This window comes from Allobosea sp. P4_C6 (genome assembly GCF_056402015.1).
On the sequence record NZ_JBFUIF010000223.1, the window covers coordinates 1 to 1,673 of the forward strand.

A 1,673-nucleotide genomic window follows, 5' to 3' on the forward strand; every position below is an offset into this window, starting at 1 on the left:
CTTTATAGCCAGAGAGCATGTCGCGGCTCTGCGCCCCGAATATTTGCGAAACGAGACCGCTAAGCATACGATTTCCAAGAACATGACCGGCCCGATAAGCATTCTGGGCCTCGTGAACTCGAGCACCATTAACTTTATCGTAAGGCCCCGAGATCAACTCTTTTATCAGACGCGGAGCAGCGGCAGCTTCATAGGTCGCATCACCATCAACAAGAATATATACATCCGCTTCTATATCGCGAAACATTCGGCGCACCACATGACCTTTGCCTTGGCGCGTTTCGGTCTTCACAATCGCTCCAGCTTGACGTGCGACCGCAACAGTGTCGTCTTTTGAATTGTTGTCGTAAACGTATATATCCGCCTCCGGAACACTCGCACGGAAGCCCTCAATCACCGCGGAGATCGTCACAGCTTCATTATAGCATGGCACGAGCACCGCAATGCGGCTTGGCGAAAAGCATGCGCGATCAGAATGGGTGTCGTTGGCTGCTTGGGTCGTCTCGGTCATCGTCCGCTCATTTGCTAATGTTTAGTCCTCGTGGCTTCGTCGCGGGCTGCGGCCAGGATGTCACGCAGGATATCATCCACATTGCGCAAAGGCTTCCAGCCAAGGAGGTCGCGCGCCAAAGTCGCATCACCTATAAATCGAGGCGTATCGCTCGGCCTCATACGGCCTGGCTCCTGCTCGACGACAATCTTCGAACTGCTCATCGCGAGCAGCTTCTGTAACAGACTTCCGATCGAGTAGGGGATCCCCGAGGCAACGTTTAGAATAGTACCTGAGCGGATATCTTGCGCTTGTTGGGTTGCCCGCGCGTACACGTCGGCAACATCACGCACATCAAGGAAATCGCGCTCCGAGTCAAGGTTCCCGACCTTGATTATAGGCGGCGATAGCCCCGCTTCGATCCGCGCGATCTGGCCAGCGAACGCCGGCAGAACAAAATCCTCCGTCTGACCGGGACCGGTATGGTTGAAAGGGCGCAGCCTTATACAATGCAAGCCCTTGCTGACCATAGCGCCGATGGCGATGTCGGCAGCGGCCTTCGTCGCCGCATAATCTCCAACAGGCGCAAGAACGTCTCCCTCCGTAAGGGGGCGGCTCAATCTGGCAGTTTCTCCATAGACTTGGCCCGAGCTGGCAAAAAGCATTATGCAATTTGGCGCTGACTTCAAAATAGAGCGGGCTATTGCCAGCGTACCGCCAACATTGACACGCCACGCCAAATCAGGATCAGAGCCAGCGTCAGGGGACGATGATATAGCTGCTAAGTGAATGATGTGGGTTGGCGCRGTGCTCGCGACCGCTGCTTCGACTGCAAGCGCGTCCGTAATGTCTAGGGAAATGTCCATTCGCTTGCTGGCATCATCGCTACTTCGGCCTGACAGAATAATCTCACCTTCCCCTTTATGACAACAACGCAAAGCGTCTGCGACGTAAGGCGCGACGAATCCATTGGCGCCTGTGACTAATATACGCATACTTCACGGCTCCACGCGGCATGGCCGGATACTATATACTTGCAACCTATGAGAACGGACAGCTTCGTCCGCTTGGATCGAACGCAAGCTCTCAATCTGAGCCACAAGGCCGGCAATCTGAGCCACAAGGCCGGATGTGTCGACAGCACCCTACTTGCGCTCTAAAACGCCTCAGCAAAGGCGCTATA

2 protein-coding genes are annotated in these 1,673 nt (G+C 54.9%); both read right to left on the reverse strand.

Annotated features, from left to right (window positions below):
• On the reverse strand, positions 1 to 511 hold a 511-nt coding region (locus AC1DVA_RS28130), incomplete at its 3' end, for a glycosyltransferase family 2 protein (protein WP_476808090.1).
• 14 nt (positions 512 to 525) lie between these two features.
• Positions 526 to 1,485: a GDP-mannose 4,6-dehydratase gene (locus AC1DVA_RS28135; protein ID WP_476808091.1), complete on the reverse strand. Its 960-nt coding sequence runs from the start codon at positions 1,483 to 1,485 to the stop codon at positions 526 to 528.
• Positions 1,486 to 1,673: the final 188 nt, after the last annotated feature.